This window comes from Pelatocladus sp. BLCC-F211, from assembly GCF_041928655.1.
Taxonomy (GTDB): domain Bacteria; phylum Cyanobacteriota; class Cyanobacteriia; order Cyanobacteriales; family Nostocaceae; genus Pelatocladus.
The window spans coordinates 1-13,708 of the sequence record NZ_JBHFLM010000012.1 but is presented as its reverse complement, the minus strand read 5'-3'; the positions used below and the strand labels follow the sequence as shown (position 1 = coordinate 13,708).

The 13,708-nt window shown below is 44.0% G+C and carries 14 protein-coding genes, 26 tRNA genes and 2 pseudogenes; 37 read left to right on the top strand and 5 right to left on the bottom strand.

The features are described from left to right. From ACE1AT_RS01190 to ACE1AT_RS01180, 3 genes are all read left to right on the top strand, one after another. A partial coding sequence (locus ACE1AT_RS01190; protein ID WP_374865487.1) for a hypothetical protein occupies positions 1–196 on the top strand: 196 nt, incomplete at its 5' end. 69 nt (positions 197–265) lie between these two features. Further along, positions 266–2,536 (top strand): ATP-dependent RecD-like DNA helicase, encoded by a 2,271-nt coding sequence (locus ACE1AT_RS01185; protein ID WP_374865486.1) that lies wholly within the window; start codon positions 266–268, stop codon positions 2,534–2,536. Positions 2,537–2,616: 80 nt separating this feature from the next. Then, complete coding sequence (locus ACE1AT_RS01180; protein WP_374865485.1) at positions 2,617–2,793, top strand: nuclease A inhibitor family protein; 177 nt, start codon at positions 2,617–2,619, stop codon at positions 2,791–2,793. A 288-nt stretch (positions 2,794–3,081) separates the two neighbouring features. Here the strand turns inward: ACE1AT_RS01180 and ACE1AT_RS01175 are convergent. Then, positions 3,082–3,957 (bottom strand): annotated as a pseudogene (locus ACE1AT_RS01175) (DNA/RNA non-specific endonuclease); the annotation flags it as partial. An 8-nt stretch (positions 3,958–3,965) separates the two neighbouring features. On the opposite strand from ACE1AT_RS01175, the gene ACE1AT_RS01170 reads away from it, so the two are divergent. Together ACE1AT_RS01170 and ACE1AT_RS01165 are read left to right on the top strand one after the other, a co-directional pair. Continuing rightward, positions 3,966–4,235 carry a hypothetical protein gene (locus ACE1AT_RS01170; protein WP_374865484.1) on the top strand — a complete coding sequence of 90 codons (270 nt, stop codon included), beginning with the start codon at positions 3,966–3,968 and terminating at the stop codon, positions 4,233–4,235. Between the two features lie 2 nt (positions 4,236–4,237). Then, positions 4,238–4,819 (top strand): hypothetical protein, encoded by a 582-nt coding sequence (locus tag ACE1AT_RS01165; protein WP_374865483.1) that lies wholly within the window; start codon positions 4,238–4,240, stop codon positions 4,817–4,819. 30 nt (positions 4,820–4,849) lie between these two features. On the opposite strand, the gene ACE1AT_RS01160 is transcribed toward ACE1AT_RS01165, so the two are convergent. Beyond that, complete coding sequence (locus tag ACE1AT_RS01160; protein ID WP_374865482.1) at positions 4,850–5,893, bottom strand: hypothetical protein; 1,044 nt, start codon at positions 5,891–5,893, stop codon at positions 4,850–4,852. 185 nt (positions 5,894–6,078) lie between these two features. After that, complete coding sequence (locus ACE1AT_RS01155; RefSeq protein WP_374865481.1) at positions 6,079–6,234, bottom strand: hypothetical protein; 156 nt, start codon at positions 6,232–6,234, stop codon at positions 6,079–6,081. 170 nt (positions 6,235–6,404) lie between these two features. On the opposite strand from ACE1AT_RS01155, the gene arfB reads away from it, so the two are divergent. Next, on the top strand, positions 6,405–6,854 hold the full coding sequence (arfB, locus tag ACE1AT_RS01150; RefSeq protein WP_374865480.1) for an alternative ribosome rescue aminoacyl-tRNA hydrolase ArfB: 450 nt from the start codon (positions 6,405–6,407) through the stop codon (positions 6,852–6,854). 565 nt (positions 6,855–7,419) lie between these two features. On the opposite strand, the gene ACE1AT_RS01145 is transcribed toward arfB, so the two are convergent. After that, the gene (locus ACE1AT_RS01145; RefSeq protein WP_374865479.1) at positions 7,420–7,626 is read right to left on the bottom strand and encodes a ribbon-helix-helix domain-containing protein; all 207 of its coding nucleotides are present in this window, start codon (positions 7,624–7,626) and stop codon (positions 7,420–7,422) included. Between the two features lie 163 nt (positions 7,627–7,789). On the opposite strand from ACE1AT_RS01145, the gene ACE1AT_RS01140 reads away from it, so the two are divergent. From ACE1AT_RS01140 to ACE1AT_RS00995, 30 genes are all read left to right on the top strand, one after another. After that, positions 7,790–8,515, top strand: a complete 726-nt coding sequence (locus tag ACE1AT_RS01140; RefSeq protein WP_374865478.1) for a hypothetical protein — start codon at positions 7,790–7,792, stop codon at positions 8,513–8,515. Positions 8,516–8,699: 184 nt separating this feature from the next. Next, positions 8,700–8,870, top strand: coding sequence for a photosystem II assembly protein Psb34 (gene psb34, locus ACE1AT_RS01135; protein ID WP_374865477.1), 171 nt, complete (start codon positions 8,700–8,702; stop codon positions 8,868–8,870). A gap of 447 nt (positions 8,871–9,317) precedes the next feature. Then, a complete protein-coding gene (locus ACE1AT_RS01130; RefSeq protein WP_374865476.1) occupies positions 9,318–9,854 on the top strand; it encodes an HNH endonuclease in 537 nt (178 codons plus the stop codon). A gap of 202 nt (positions 9,855–10,056) precedes the next feature. Next, positions 10,057–10,131: transfer RNA gene (locus ACE1AT_RS01125), tRNA-Asp, on the top strand. 88 nt (positions 10,132–10,219) lie between these two features. Then, a tRNA-Cys gene (locus ACE1AT_RS01120) sits at positions 10,220–10,316 on the top strand. Between the two features lie 5 nt (positions 10,317–10,321). Beyond that, positions 10,322–10,399, top strand: a tRNA-OTHER gene (locus tag ACE1AT_RS01115). Between the two features lie 3 nt (positions 10,400–10,402). Next, a tRNA-Trp gene (locus tag ACE1AT_RS01110) sits at positions 10,403–10,473 on the top strand. 25 nt (positions 10,474–10,498) lie between these two features. Next, positions 10,499–10,567: transfer RNA gene (locus ACE1AT_RS01105), tRNA-Lys, on the top strand. 34 nt (positions 10,568–10,601) lie between these two features. Further along, positions 10,602–10,675: transfer RNA gene (locus tag ACE1AT_RS01100), tRNA-Glu, on the top strand. 6 nt (positions 10,676–10,681) lie between these two features. Then, positions 10,682–10,763, top strand: a tRNA-Tyr gene (locus ACE1AT_RS01095). A gap of 4 nt (positions 10,764–10,767) precedes the next feature. Further along, a tRNA-Ser gene (locus ACE1AT_RS01090) sits at positions 10,768–10,855 on the top strand. Positions 10,856–10,861: 6 nt separating this feature from the next. Beyond that, a tRNA-Arg gene (locus ACE1AT_RS01085) sits at positions 10,862–10,933 on the top strand. Positions 10,934–10,939: 6 nt separating this feature from the next. Then, positions 10,940–11,012, top strand: a tRNA-Phe gene (locus ACE1AT_RS01080). A gap of 9 nt (positions 11,013–11,021) precedes the next feature. Further along, positions 11,022–11,096: transfer RNA gene (locus ACE1AT_RS01075), tRNA-Asn, on the top strand. 5 nt (positions 11,097–11,101) lie between these two features. Continuing rightward, a tRNA-Gln gene (locus ACE1AT_RS01070) sits at positions 11,102–11,177 on the top strand. Between the two features lie 5 nt (positions 11,178–11,182). Further along, positions 11,183–11,256: transfer RNA gene (locus ACE1AT_RS01065), tRNA-Gln, on the top strand. A gap of 5 nt (positions 11,257–11,261) precedes the next feature. Further along, positions 11,262–11,339, top strand: a tRNA-Leu gene (locus ACE1AT_RS01060). A gap of 5 nt (positions 11,340–11,344) precedes the next feature. Continuing rightward, a tRNA-Pro gene (locus tag ACE1AT_RS01055) sits at positions 11,345–11,421 on the top strand. A 3-nt stretch (positions 11,422–11,424) separates the two neighbouring features. Beyond that, a tRNA-Leu gene (locus ACE1AT_RS01050) sits at positions 11,425–11,498 on the top strand. A gap of 7 nt (positions 11,499–11,505) precedes the next feature. Then, positions 11,506–11,577: transfer RNA gene (locus ACE1AT_RS01045), tRNA-Lys, on the top strand. Positions 11,578–11,581: 4 nt separating this feature from the next. Then, positions 11,582–11,657 (top strand) — tRNA-Lys (locus ACE1AT_RS01040). Between the two features lie 6 nt (positions 11,658–11,663). Further along, positions 11,664–11,737: transfer RNA gene (locus ACE1AT_RS01035), tRNA-Leu, on the top strand. A 97-nt stretch (positions 11,738–11,834) separates the two neighbouring features. Beyond that, positions 11,835–11,908, top strand: a tRNA-Thr gene (locus ACE1AT_RS01030). A gap of 5 nt (positions 11,909–11,913) precedes the next feature. After that, a tRNA-Gly gene (locus ACE1AT_RS01025) sits at positions 11,914–11,984 on the top strand. A gap of 5 nt (positions 11,985–11,989) precedes the next feature. Further along, a tRNA-Val gene (locus ACE1AT_RS01020) sits at positions 11,990–12,062 on the top strand. 9 nt (positions 12,063–12,071) lie between these two features. Then, positions 12,072–12,143: transfer RNA gene (locus ACE1AT_RS01015), tRNA-Arg, on the top strand. A 6-nt stretch (positions 12,144–12,149) separates the two neighbouring features. Beyond that, a tRNA-Ala gene (locus tag ACE1AT_RS01010) sits at positions 12,150–12,223 on the top strand. A 5-nt stretch (positions 12,224–12,228) separates the two neighbouring features. Then, positions 12,229–12,302 (top strand) — tRNA-His (locus ACE1AT_RS01005). Between the two features lie 8 nt (positions 12,303–12,310). Then, positions 12,311–12,396 (top strand) — tRNA-Ser (locus ACE1AT_RS01000). Positions 12,397–12,417: 21 nt separating this feature from the next. Continuing rightward, a complete protein-coding gene (locus tag ACE1AT_RS00995) occupies positions 12,418–12,633 on the top strand; it encodes a hypothetical protein (RefSeq protein WP_374865475.1) in 216 nt (71 codons plus the stop codon). On the opposite strand, the pseudogene ACE1AT_RS00990 reads toward ACE1AT_RS00995, so the two are convergent. Beyond that, positions 12,610–12,759: pseudogene (locus tag ACE1AT_RS00990) on the bottom strand (IS701 family transposase); the annotation flags it as partial. The gene ACE1AT_RS00995 and the pseudogene ACE1AT_RS00990 overlap by 24 nt on opposite strands. Positions 12,760–13,319: 560 nt before the next feature. Between ACE1AT_RS00990 and ACE1AT_RS00985 the strand changes: the two are divergent. Then, positions 13,320–13,472, top strand: a complete 153-nt coding sequence (locus ACE1AT_RS00985) for a hypothetical protein (RefSeq protein ID WP_374865474.1) — start codon at positions 13,320–13,322, stop codon at positions 13,470–13,472. Positions 13,473–13,708: the final 236 nt, after the last annotated feature.

Genomic DNA, 13,708 nt, shown 5'->3' with positions numbered 1-13,708 from the left:
GATTTTTTTGATACAGGCATTTCTACTTGTGTTAAGCGCGTCAGTTTCTTTCATAACTATCCCAGAGCGCTACGAGCCATACATAATGACAATTGTCCTGGTAATATATTACCTCTTCCCCAAGTATGAAGGTCTGGAGATCGCGATCGCACCTTACTCGTGTTACACCATGCGATCGCTTCAAATGATTAAATAATACATAAGTACTATAAAAAGCCATGCCTATCTAGTATAATGACCGCGTGCCGTGCCTTGTGACAAAGTGATGACCACTGCACCCAACCAAACGCATCAACAAGTAAACGCAACTCCCAAACACGAATCTATTACAGGAGTAGTGGAACGCCTGACTTATTACTCTCAAGAGTCAGGTTACACAGTGGCACGGTTACAACGACCAGGAGCAAAGGAACTAACCACGATTACTGGCAACTTTGCGGATATCCAACCAGGACAAACGCTACAACTAACTGGCTTCTGGCGAGAGCATCCCCAGTATGGCCCTCAGTTTCAAGTCGTCAACTACAAAGAAACCAAACCAGCAACACTTACGGGAATTGAGAAATACTTGGGCAGTGGATTAATTAAAGGTGTTGGCCCGGTTACAGCTAAACGCATTGTTGCTCACTTTGGCCTGGAAACCCTTGAGATTATTGAAAACCAAATTGAGCGCTTGAGCGAAGTTAACGGCATTGCTAAAAAGCGCATCAATATGATTAAGAGCGCTTGGGAGACACAAAAAGCCATCAAAGAAGTAATGGTTTTTTTGCAAAGTCACGGCGTTAGCACTACTTATGCAGTCAAAATTTATAAGCAGTATGGCGACGCAGCCATAGAAAAAGTTACCCATAACCCCTACCAGTTAGCAGCTGACATTTACGGTATTGGTTTTATTACAGCTGATAAAATTGCTCGTAACTTAGGAGTACCGCCCGATTCCGAATTTAGATACCGTGCTGGCATCACTCATGTTTTGAGTGAAGCCGCCGAAGATGGACATTGTTATTTACCACAGCCAGAACTGATTCTTCAGGCGGTTGAACTACTGACCTTTGAATCCCATCAACCAACAGAACAAGCTATAGCACCAATCATCCAAAAAATGACTTTAGCTTCGGAACTAGTCAGAGAATGTGCTAGTGATAAAACGTTACTTTGCTACAAGCCTACATTTTTCTACACCGAACAAAATCTTGCACAATTAATAAGCGATCGCATCACAAGACCCATCAACAGCGACATTAAGCGTGTTCGTTTTTGGATTGAGCGGTTTACCCAGGCCTGCAAAATCGAACTTTCAGCGCAACAGCAACAAGCAGTAGAGACAGCAGCCTATGGCAAATTCACGATTTTGACCGGTGGCCCTGGAACGGGAAAAACTTTCTGTGTCCGCACTATTACTTCATTGTGGAAAGCAATGGGTAAATCAATCGCCCTAGCTGCACCCACAGGACGAGCGGCACAAAGACTAAGTGAAATGACGGGATTAGAAGCAAAAACCATACATCGGCTATTGGAATTTGACCCCAGGACTCGCAGTTTTAAACGCTCTAGCACCAATCCCTTACCGCACAGTGCAATTATCATTGATGAAGCCAGTATGCTTGATTTATTTCTGGCGCATTCGTTGGTGAATGCAGTGTCAGAAAATGCCCAACTCTTACTAGTAGGAGACATTGACCAACTGCCATCTGTAGGGCCAGGAAATGTACTTGCTGATAGTATTAATTCGGGTAAAGTAAACGTTGTACGCCTCACTCAAGTTTTTCGTCAAGCGCAAAGTAGTAGAATTATCACTGCCGCCCACCAAATCAATCGCGGTCAATATCCAACAATTGAACCAATTTCCGATACTCCCCAAACCGATTGTCTTTGGCATGGTGGCGGACATCAACCAGAACACGGAGTACAAGCGATTTGTGAATTAATTGATGGGTTAATTCCGACTCTTGGTTTTAACCCGATTACCGATGTGCAGGTGCTTTCTCCCATGAGCCGGGGATTGGTCGGTACTCGCAACCTAAATAACGTACTGCAACAGTTAATTAATCCACCCAGCCCCGAAAAAGTGGAAATTACTAGGGGTGGTAGTACGCTGCGAGTAGGCGATCGCGTGATTCAACAAACCAATGATTACAACCGGGAGGTGTTTAATGGTGATGTGGGGTTTATTACTAACATTGACACTGAAGAACAAGAAGTTACAGTACAGTACGCAGAACGGGAAGTCAACTACGACTATGCAGACTTAAATGAAATTGCTCTGGCGTGGTCTGTCACCATACACAAGTCCCAAGGCTCCGAGTACCCCGTTGTGTTACTTCCTATGTACACCCAACATTACATGATGCTTAGTCGTAACTTACTTTACACTGGGTTAACTCGTGCTAAGAAGTTAGCTATTGTCATTGGCTCAAAAAAAGCCATTGGTATGGCTGTGCGTTCAGTAAACAAACAACAACGCTACACTCAGCTTGCGTCTAGGTTGATTCAGGCGGGTTTGAGTCCAAGCGTGAGTAATAAGCGCGATTATTGATTAAAACATTACCAGTGCGATCGCTCTGGCATAAGTTCTAGAGGATAATCACTCATAGATCGCCTATCATCAAACTAGCCGTGACAGACACCCAAATTGTTGACCAGTTAAAAGCAGCATCCGACGGTTTACTCATGATGAGTGAGTCTGAGTATCCCCTATATCGCGTGGGGGAAATTGAAATTGATGTTTACATTGTTGGTGAAACTACAGAAGGAAATTTAGCAGGACTTTCTACTAAGGTTGTCGAAACCTAAAAATAATTAGCTCTCACACCCAATGCCGTCTTTATCTTTGCCATCAAAGTTATGAGGGTCACTTGGCAGGACTTTAAAGCTTCTTTCGGAAATGTCTTTGCAATTTAAATCTGGTGGCGGCGGTGGAATGCACACATCTGGGTACGCTGGGTCACAATTTCCCTGAGACTGTGATTGATTTGGTTCTACCACCTTAGTCTGCTTGGATGTCTTAGGCTTAGTCTCATTTGGCACAAATGTATTAATAGGTGTAGGTGTCACTCTTGGGCGTGGTGGACTGACCACTACATCATCAACTTTTGACTCAATACTTTCTTGAATGTTTGGAGAAACATTAGAAATAAAATCGTAACCTGTCAGTTTTTCTAATTCGTCCACACTGACTTTATAAGTACTCCAATTATTATCTAGTTGCTGCTCGTTGGGGATATTCACCGCAATGACACGAGTATTAGCAGTAATATCTTTAAGTTCAGCACCAGGGCGGTCTAAAACTACAATCACCTTCCAAGTTGATGCGGGAATCGTGACTTTACCTTTGAGTGGTTGACCTTGAGTGCCATCCGGACCAGCTACAATATAAAGCTCTTTTCCCTGCGCCACTAGTTCTCGGCAATAATCTTCTAAATTCCCCCAAGTGTTGCGGTTATTGTCTGGGGTCTGCGGCATCATGTTGGTCATGAGGAAAGTTGAACTATTATCCTCAACTGTTTTGGTACGATCTGCCGAGGGGGCAACATGACCCTTGTCGTACCCTGAGCCAGAATACATAGTGGGAGTTACCCGCAAAAAGTTAGCAGGTAAAGTGCTATCGGGTCTAAAGTTATTTTGGCGGTCAGCAGTTCCGAACCATGACTGGTTAAGTTGCCAGCTTACCCAATTGGGAGTACCCTTGCTGTTGTTGTAGGACAGCGCATACTGAGGCTTAATCATCAAATAATTGTCGGGATTGTCAACACTTGCTGTTGCACCACTGGGATTGCCTAGAAGCAAATGAACGCTTGTTGGGGATCTAGTTGGTGTTGTGAGCGTTGGTGTTGACTGCGGTTTTTGTGTAGTTGTTGGTTCTTGAGCGGTTGCTATCTGGGTTGGTGTACACCCAATCAGCGATGCAACTAGAACCGCAGTAGCAACTAATACCCGCGCCCGACCAATCAGAAACATGAACTTATATGAAAGCAACTTTGTCTAACTCTCCTTTTAGCAGCTATGGTGGGAACTCGCCCTTATATCAAATACCACCACGCAGTATAAATAAGAAAGCAAGTATTGCAAAATTATTACAAAGTATATGGGTTGTAGGTGCGATATGCCATCCGGCACGCTACGCGATCGCTCTACAGATAAAAGCGCTGCACTACTTTGTTGTCACAGAAAAAGGGCGAGATCGCACACCACACCCAGCTGTACAATTTCTACACTTGGTACAGAAGCGAGTGTAGAAATGACCCCAACTGAACGCGAATCAATCAACTTCAAACTGCCCAAACCCTTAGCCGCAGCCCTACGCAAAGCTGCCAGGGAACGCAAGACCACAGCCACAGATTTAGTTATTCAAGGGCTGCATCACATCTTGGGGGATGTACCAGGTACAGAAGTGAGTGTAGAAATTCGCTTGTATCAACTGGAAGAAGAATTTTTTCGTTTCCAAGAAAGTATTAGCTCAAGCAACAATGCCCACCAAGAAGCCAGGTTAACTCTGGTTGAATCAAAACTCGAAGAATTATCTAACAAACTCGCTCGGTTTGAAGGAGCATTAATGCAAATGCAATCCTTGGTCAATGCATCAAGGTCGCGTTATAAATCAAGCGGCTACCCCTATCAGTACAACTCAGCACCACCACAACCCCAACCCTTTGAGTCAGAAAAACTAGCTATGCGACTTAATACCACAGTCTCAACGCTCCAAGAAAAACATGCAACCTTAAGTCAGAAAGATTTTGAACTGTGGTGTAAAGACCGTGACCCCAGTCAATATGCGTGGCGGTTCAATGAGAAAGATAAGCTCTATCACCCAGTTAAATGAGCGATCGCACCTTAAATCCTCAAATGTCTGCTAATTGACATTTGAGGATTTTTTTGTAGAAGTAAACAATTCTTTGTTAAGATGGTTTTCTTCAGAATTTAAGTGATTGACAAGTTCATTTAATTTGTGTCTTATATCAAGAATATTTTCGATTTTTTGGTCTATTTCCCAATAATAATTGCATAATCTCAGAAAAACAGCCTTATTTTTATCTTCTCTTAAATTCGTGTAAAATTCTTTATAATTTATTACTTTGCCGCCAGTTTGAATTGCAACTTCGCCGATGGAATCTTGAACTTCTGTCCAAATTCCGTATTCTACTCCAAGTACTTCTCTAAGTTTATTAATTTTTTGAATTAATGTATTAATATAACTATTATATTCATAAGCCTGCACAGTAAAAGGCATCCCATCGCGCATTTTATTAGCATATGATATATAGCAGACCATTAAATATAAACTGGAAAAAGCAAAGTAGTGTATGCCACCATTACATTTATTTACATAGTTTTTCCATTCTTCTATATAGTCTTCTGTCACATGATCTTTAGCATATTTAATCGCCCATTCAAACTCTATTAACTTGTGAAATTCTTTTGGTGCTATAGCTAGTTTATTATTTTTTTCTTCTTCATCTTGCCTATAGGGTCTATATTCCTCAAAATTCTTCAATATTTGAATAACATTTTGGTCTTGTTGATTGTATGACTGATTTGGATCAAGATTAAGGAATCCTTGGATAATCCAATCAAGACGTTCAAGTACCTCCTCAGCAGAAAGTTTTAGAGGGTTTAAATAATCTCTTTTTAATTGAGCTATTTCTTTTCTCCTTTCTTCTTCTTCTTTGAATTGAAACTGTTTTTCTAATTCTTTTATTCGGTAAGAATATGATAACCAGGAAGTTATTAAACCAGTTATTAAACCACTTATAGCACCACCTATTAAACCTGGTATTCCACCTGTAGAAGATGTTTCTTTTGAATCAGTCTTATTTGTCTGTGCGAAAACAGGAAGTTGAAAAGCAATATTACATATAATAGATAGTGTTACTATCAAGAGTAAAAATTTTTTCATATAACTTGAAATTTGGTTAATTCTACAAGTATCTATAGGACGAGAGTTATCTTCAACTCCAACTCATTTAACTGATGTAATACCAGAATTATAATTAGGCAGAAAAAGTAAAAAATTAATTTTTCTAACTTATTATCAAATTTTAAACATGCAATAATTGGCATTAAACTGTTAAGGCGTGAGGACTAAACCAAGTTCCCCCAAAATTTGAATCCTACATTCCGCAGGTTAATTCTCCAATTTTGGTATTTTCCATAATCTGGGTAAAACAAGCTTTTCAGCCATTGCAACCAAAATTCCGCAAAGCGCGATCGCTGTTCTAGTTCAGCAGGTCTAATCAAGGTGATCGCTACTTCTTTCTCCTCGAACCAGGGATACTTAACGCCTGGACAGCACGACGTAGGGAATGTTCGCCGCGTCGGTTGCAACTAACTATTATTAACTACTAATGATTAATTAAAAGTCCCCGCAGTGCGGTTTAATGAAGAAGCATTCAACATAAGAATCACCAATGTTGAATACTCCAACGACACTCACTAATACCGAACTCGTTGATTTGTGGCTACACGGCAAAAGTGCCAATAGCGAAATCGAAATTAGCGCGATTCGCTCACAAGGAGCAGGTGGTCAAAACGTCAACAAGGTTGCTACCGCCATCCACTTACGCTTTGACATTGAAGCTTCATCATTACCCGCTTTCTATAAAGAGCAGCTTTTGAAGCTAAACGACAGACGCATTACCCAAGAGGGAGTAATTGTCATCAAAGCCCAAGAACACCGCAGCCAAGAGCAGAACCGGGAAGAGGCTTTAGAACGACTCAAAGAACTTATTAAAAGTGCAGTCGTACTGAAGAGAAAACGCAAATCTACTAAACCTACTCGCAGCTCCCAAAAAAAACGTCTTGACTCCAAAACTAAACGAGGACAGATTAAGTCCGCCAGAAGACAGGTCATTGATTAAAATGCGATCGCTTGTATGAATTCGGTTAAGCTTTTGTACTGCTAGAAGCATTACAATTAGTCAAGCCGCAGTTTAATTACAAGAAGTGACCTTCACCCATTCTCTGTACCCAGATAATTGGTCAGACCTTGCTGCTTCAGTTAAACAAGAGGCTAAGTGGTGCTGTCAAAAATGCGGGTTAAAGTGCATTGCTCCAGGTGAAGATATTTCTAAACTGACCCGCTCCGAAAGGATGAAACGCACACTACAAACCCATCATTGGGACAGAAACCCATCTAATAATTCTGTGGAAAACCTGATTGCCCTCTGTTAGAATCTCCTGAAGTCTGTTGATTTAATATGTGTGGCCGCCCTACCCTAAAGTTCCGCGTATGGTCTAACAGTTAAACTCAAAAACCCAGTCGTTGTGACCGGGCTTTAGTTGGGGTATATCCCCGTGGTTTATTTATAGAGATTAGTTATAAGTTGCTTGTCTAATAGTGACTACAGCGCTGCGCTGGGCGATTTCGGAAAATTGAGAAGGTTGATTGAGTGCGCGAGCTTCTTTGTCGCTTCAGAAATCACGTTAATCATCAATCATCTCATCGAGGTCTAGTTTGACTTTTCTAAGTAGCCCTTGCCTAATCACCTTCTCAACCAACTCTGATCTAGTTATCCCCAACTCCTCAGCTACGTTGTCAAGCTCAGTTGAAGCAGTTTCAGTCAACATAATCTGATACCGCTGCTTTGTCTCGCCGTATTTGTCTTTTTCTGCTCGTTTTGGTCTTGGCATTACATACACACATCAACACCTCAACACTTTACAAATCTATTAGACTACGTAAATACATATATACACATCTACACACTATAATTAAGTTCATAACAAAGGCGATCGCGTGTCTTGGCGGATGAGCGATCACCTTTCGTCAAACCTGTAGTAAAAGGTTTATTTAATGATGACACATATAAATGACCAGATTTTGGTATCTAACATCAAGGATGACCAAAGTTACTGTACCCGCGATGTCGATGGAGTAAGTGGGATGACAGTAACAGCTTTATCTCAATTTTGCGGGACAAGTAAATCGGCAATTACACAACTGTTAAATCAAATCAGCGATTCTGACCCGTTCACGAATGAAGTTCCTGAATGCCTGAAATCATTTGTTGGTAATGATTGGAGGCTGTTCACGAATGACCCATCTGGCGCGGCATTTATTATTGATGAGGTATGCCATGCAGTTCTGGAATATTACGCACTGTCAGCCCGTAAGTATAAAGGTAAACAAATAGCAATCAACAATTATCGCATGATTGCCAAGGCGGGGTTAAGGGTCTTTATTTGGTCGCAAACTGGGTATAGCCCAAAAAACATAACTTCTCATGGAGCGATAACTAAAGAAGAATTATCTGCCACCATCACCGCCGCTATTGAACAAGCGCTGACCCCCATCAGCCAACGCCTCGAACAAATCGAGCAGCGTCTTGATGCTCTACCACCCGCAAAACCTAAACGCCCCTGGACACTAAGCGCTTCTACGCCACCAGAAGAAGTACCAGAAGGCTATCAGCAACTAGAGGACGGGTCTTGGCTGTCACCAGAGGCTTATCAATCAATTCTGCGCTCTTGCCAACGGTCATTGCCTTGGGAATTACGACGGCTTAGGAATTACGAGTAGGTTGAAACCAGTGCGATAAACCTCCGGTACGCGGAAGCGATCGCAATTATCCAAAGCGATCGCCCTCTTTCCTGATAAGCACCTCTTATCATGGGTATCAGCCCTTTGTTGTCAAGTCCTGTTGACCTATTGTAACAATATTGTTATATTTATTTACATAAGATAACAAATAGAGGAAAAGACTATGTATACTACCACCGATGAAAGAGGCATTTTAAATAACTACGCAGCTGAACCCAAGATGTACTATGCTGAGTACCCTGCAATTTGGGAACAGCGTAAATACGTTATCCAAGCTGTTTTTGCTAGTTTAATTGTCACTACTCTAGTTTTGGTTGGTTTTAGTGTTAGCTAAGATTTTCAACTTATCGCTATATCTCTGCTTTGCCTCGGTACTTAACACCGGGGTTTTTTGTTGGGTGCGTTCGCTTCGCGGCTCCTACGGAGCATCGCTCATCCCCCAAAACTGCACAGTAGACAAATACATATTACATATGTAATATTAGTTTCATTACAAATACTACAAACTTTCAATGATACGCAGATTTTCTTCAACCATTAGTAGCGCGATCCATTGCCAACCCAGCCAGGGTTCAGGCAGAGTAATCGCGCTGTTTGCGTTTGAGGGAGTGTATCTGTTATTGGGCGGTAAATTCGCCACATGGCTGAATCGGGATCAATTTATTGGGAGCGGGAGGTGCAAGTGTCTTACAGCACCGACATAGGTCAAAAAGTACCAACTTAAGACCCCCGCCTCTGGTCATCAGGAGCGGGGGTTATTTTTTGAGGAGTAAATCAACTTATGGAAGCTCAACCACCAAGTCAGCAACCACACATATTACAAAATTCAGTTGTAGTGTTCTCTAAGAACTACCTACCACTGGCACGGATCAACATCAAACGCGCCGTCGTGCTGTTAGTCACGGGTCAGGCAGAGTCGTTGGATTTCAGCAGCACGAAGCTTTGGGAAGTCCGCTCACCCAGCATCGTACTACAAGTAAGCGAACACATTCGTCTCATAGTTGGCAATCCCGAACGGCATTGGAAAGTCCCTCCAGTCAATCGGCGTGAAGTGTTAAAGCGTGATAGTCATACCTGCCAATACTGCGGTAGCACTAAGCATCTCACACTTGACCATGTGATTCCCCGCTCCAAAGGCGGACAACACAGTTGGGACAACGTTGTAACAGCGTGTTCCAAGTGTAATTCAATCAAGAGCGATCGCTTACCGCATGAAGCTGGAATGGTACTTAAACACAAGCCCAAAGCCCCAATTCACCCAGCAGTTGCATTTGCAGAGCAATTCTGGAGCGCACAACGCCTAAGTGAAGGTGAGTAATTGACTTCCATCCTAGTTAGAGAGGGCAATACAGCCATTAAATAATCCTGCCCTCTCACCTCTAAAAAAAAATTTGTAGTACACCCTTGACACCTTTGTAGTATTTCTGTAGCATAAATGTAGTGAAGTAATCAAGCCTCTCAAAAAGGCACAGAGCAAACACTATCAGAACCATGAAAACTGAATAATTGCCACTCAATGTGGGGGTGTAACTCAGTTGGTTAAGAGTGCCTGTCTGTCGAACAGGAAGCCGTGGGTTCAAATCCCATCATCCCCGCCTAGTAGCCTTGTGGACAAAGAGACAAGTCGCTTTCATCCTCAGTCAGAGAGAAGCGGGTGTAACTTCCGTCAAGGCTTCTAAATGTGTCCAGGTCGCCTAATGGCAGGGTATTGGTCTGCAAAACCGACTGTGCGAGTACCCTTCGGGAACGCTTACGCGAACAAGTCTCGCCCTGGACTCCAAGCATTGCAGTGTAGCGATTTACGGCAAAGCCTTGAGCTTCATAACTTGGTTTATGTGGGTTCAACTCCCATCGCTGCGACCAAATGCACAGATGGTGTAATGGCAACACCACAGTCTCCAAAACTGTTGTTCTGGGTTCAAATCCTTGTCTGTGCGTTGCCGTGTCCTAACCGAAAAAGCTTACATACTCGCCTAATGGTAAGGCAACTGTCTCTTAAACAGTCGTTAGCAGGTTCGATTCCTGTTTATGAATCAACAGCTTTTTCAACTTACATGGCATACATGGTGCTGTAGGCAAATTGGTAAAGCCACCTGTCTTTCAAGCAGGAGATTGCGGGTTCAATTCCCGTCAGCACTGCCTTATGGGTCGGCTCACCTATTGGTGTAGGTAACGGTCTGTAAAACCGCCGCGTTCAGTTTTGCTGGTTCAATTCCAGCCCGACCCATTCTGGAGAGATTGCTATTGGCAGAGCAAGCTGTTTGCTAAACAGTCGTGGGATTCAGCGTCTCACTGTGGGTTCAACTCCCTCTCTCTCCGCCTTATGAGGACGTGGTGTAACGGAGAACATACCAGGTTTCGACCCTGATGATGAGGGTTCAATTCCTTCCGTCCTCGCCTTATCCCCTGGTAACTCAGTTGGTAGAGTGCCTGTTTGAAGAACAGGAGGTCATCCGTTCAAGCCGGATCTGGGGGACTGGCACATTGCCCTATAGCTCAATGGCAGAGCAACGCGCTGTTAACGCGGGGGTTGTAGGTTCAAGTCCTACTGGGGCAGCCATTCATTGCCGAGTGGACGACTTGGAAAGTCACCTGTCTCTGAAACAGGAGTTTGTAGGTTCAAACCCTACCTCGGCAGCCAATTATTGGGAAGTAGGCAAACAGGCAAAGCCGTCGTACTTTGAATGCGAAGTTTGAAGGTTCGATTCCTTCCTTCCCAGCCTATACTCCTGTAGCCCAATTGGAAGAGGCGGCTGTCTCAAAAACAGTCTGTGTACGGGTTCGACTCCCGTCAGGAGTACCAGATATCGGGATGTAATTCAGTGGTCTAGAAGCCTTGTTTTGGGGACAAGGAGCCGTAGGTTCAAATCCTACCATCCCGACCATTTGCCCTTGTGACGAAACTGGCAAACGTGCTGGTCTTAGAAACCAGATTTTGTGGGTTCAACTCCCACCAAGGGTACTAACTTGGGTCGTTGGCAGAGCGGATATGCAGCCGCCTTTTAAGCGGACTTATCCAGGTTCAACCCCTGGGCGACCCACCTTGGGCTGTTAGCTCAGTTGGCAGAGCAGCTGCCTCTTAAGCAGAAGTGCGTAGGTTCAAGCCCTACACAGCCCACCAAATCAAACCCCTGTGACGCAATTGGCAGACGTAGCCCGCTTAAACCGGGTTTGTTGCAGGTTCGACTCCTGTCAGGGGTATTTGGTGACATCGCGGGGATGGAGCAAGAGTGGCTTGGAGGTCTCATAAGCCTCACATCAGCAGGTGCAACTCCTGCCCCCGTCACCAAAATCTAGTGCTGGTGTAGCTCAACATGGCAGATCAACTGTCTTGTAAACAGTAGGTTGTAGGTTCAATTCCTATCATCAGCTTTAATGCGATTGTGGTGTAATGGCAGCATTTGAGTCTTCCAAACTCTAGGTACGAGTTCAAATCTCGTCAATCGCTTTCTTAGCCCTGTAACTCAGTTTGGAGAGTGCCTCTCTTACAAAGAGGAAGTCGCGGGTTCAATCCCTGCCAGGGCTATCAATTTATGGGAGTGTCGCCTAATGGATGGGCATCGATCTTCTAAATCGATTTGTAGGGGTTCGAGTCCCTTCACTCCTGCTGTATGGGGTCATAGCTCTAACTGGCAGAGCGCCTGTCTTGCACACAGGAGGTTAGGGGTTCAAATCCCCTTGATTCCACTGTGGTGTTTGAAGCCAAAGCGGTCGCGGCACTGGTTTGTGGAACCAGTCATAGCGGGTTCAAGCCCCGCCAGACACCCCTTATATGGAAGATGCCGCTAAATGGTCGGCAACCGGTCTTGAAAACCGGGGTACAGATAACTACTGTAGGGGTTCGATTCCTCCATCTTCCGCCTTCCACCTGAAGCCGAAAAGTGAGGCACTGTGCTGATAACACAGACATAAGAGGGGCAGTACCTCTCAGGTGGATTCTCCCTGCGATCGCTTTTGTTTTTGGTGGTAGTCCAGCAGAAGCGATCACACCCTACACAAATGCACCAGTACCCCAAATAATACTCATACAATTTTCGAGCGACGAAACAAGCGCGATCGCCTCTCGGCATATGGAGATAAGTCCAATGAGCAATTAGGTAAGCAGTTAGCGAAAGGATAAGCCAGCGATACATTCCAAGAAGAGTCCCTTGCCCAAAGCGATGTAAGCCAAAGCGATGCTTTGCAGTTTTAAACCATCCCTCAATCTGCCATCGACGCTTACCGCATTTGGCTTGGAAGAATGGGGCAGGCTTCTGGGTATAGTCGAAAAGCCCGCTTGTTTATGGCAGGGTCTATTAAGCCTGCCCCATTCTTTTTTATTCGCCTCGTTCCCCCACCACTTGAGAGTAGAAGCTTTAATTGGGTTAGTGTTACGGAAGCTGCGGCCAGGGGCAAACTAAACAGTTCAGTTTATCTGACAAGAGGCGAATCTGATTGACATGCTTGGAAGCTAATTATTCTATAAGGCTTACACAATAAGCGTTTCAGGATTTTATGATATCTTGAGATAGCAATCAACTACGCTTTGATGTAGGCGATCGCTTCAATCATACTTGAAGTTCCGCTAATAAGTAGAGTCGGAAATTTCCCCTGGCTAATGGGCTTTTATTGCTTCTGCTAACCAAGCATTCCGGGTTCAAATTGGTCAAAGTACCAACTCCAATTGTAAATTCGGTACTTTTTTCAAGTGTTCGTACCAGAAAAATTCCTCGATTTTAAACTAGACAGTTTAGTTTGCCCCTGGCGGCAGCTTCCGTAACACTACCCCAACAAGTTACAAAGATTGTGGATTAATACACAGCCGTGTTTAGATGTGGTGAAGAAGTATTGGGGTAATGTACAGGGAGCGATCGCACGAGTGAAACAAGCGCTGCAACAGGGCTGGTGTGACAATCCCACTGGTCTATTTATCAACAGTTGCATTCTTTGGGGCTAAGGGGAAAAACACGGTGACATCCGATGTCAGTCAGTGGTTTACTTGGGCGCGTCAGTAGAGGCGGAGGTGCAGAGGGATTTCCTCTCCCTGCCCCTCCCCTGCCTCTTCTGCTGGCGATGTCGGGTGGGGTAGTTTATACACCCGATGGTGAGGCGGCGGTTTCCGATGAGGGAGTAAGAACAGCTAGTTGGAAAAATTCTTTCAGGCTTTTGTGTCCACTTACTGCATATGCATTC

Coding starts and splice junctions, on each gene's coding strand:
- ACE1AT_RS01185 (WP_374865486.1), top strand. CDS start 266: ATGACCACTGCACCCAACCAAACGCATCAACAAGTAAACGCAACTCCC.
- ACE1AT_RS01170 (WP_374865484.1), top strand. CDS start 3,966: ATGAAAGCAACTTTGTCTAACTCTCCTTTTAGCAGCTATGGTGGGAAC.
- ACE1AT_RS01165 (WP_374865483.1), top strand. CDS start 4,238: ATGACCCCAACTGAACGCGAATCAATCAACTTCAAACTGCCCAAACCC.
- ACE1AT_RS01160 (WP_374865482.1), bottom strand. CDS start 5,893: ATGAAAAAATTTTTACTCTTGATAGTAACACTATCTATTATATGTAAT.
- arfB (WP_374865480.1), top strand. CDS start 6,405: ATGTTGAATACTCCAACGACACTCACTAATACCGAACTCGTTGATTTG.
- ACE1AT_RS01145 (WP_374865479.1), bottom strand. CDS start 7,626: ATGCCAAGACCAAAACGAGCAGAAAAAGACAAATACGGCGAGACAAAG.
- ACE1AT_RS01140 (WP_374865478.1), top strand. CDS start 7,790: ATGATGACACATATAAATGACCAGATTTTGGTATCTAACATCAAGGAT.
- psb34 (WP_374865477.1), top strand. CDS start 8,700: ATGTATACTACCACCGATGAAAGAGGCATTTTAAATAACTACGCAGCT.
- ACE1AT_RS01130 (WP_374865476.1), top strand. CDS start 9,318: ATGGAAGCTCAACCACCAAGTCAGCAACCACACATATTACAAAATTCA.